Origin of the sequence: Stenotrophomonas sp. SrG, assembly GCF_050031795.1 — a bacterium.
Lineage (GTDB): Bacteria > Pseudomonadota > Gammaproteobacteria > Xanthomonadales > Xanthomonadaceae > Stenotrophomonas > Stenotrophomonas rhizophila_A.
In genome coordinates, this window is the sequence record NZ_JBNBBE010001372.1 from 1 (window position 1) to 235 (window position 235).

The window sequence follows — 235 nt, forward strand, 5'->3', positions numbered from 1 at the left end:
CACTTCTCCAGCGCCTTCTTGCGGGTGTCTTCGCCCATCCACTCCAGCTTCTCCAGGCGCTCCTTCAGTGCCACCGAGAGGTTTTCCACCAGGTGCTGCATCTGTTCCTTGGACGCGGCCGGGAACACCGCGTCCACGTACAGCTGGCCAAGGCCTTCGCCGATGGAGGTGTTGACCGCCTCCAGCACGCGCTTCCAGCGCGGCTGCATTTCCTTCTGGCCACGCAGGGTGGTGC

General features: G+C 64.3%; 1 pseudogene. It reads right to left on the reverse strand.

The features are described from left to right. Positions 1 to 235: pseudogene (locus tag ACQG3P_RS23900) on the reverse strand (peptidase); the annotation flags it as partial.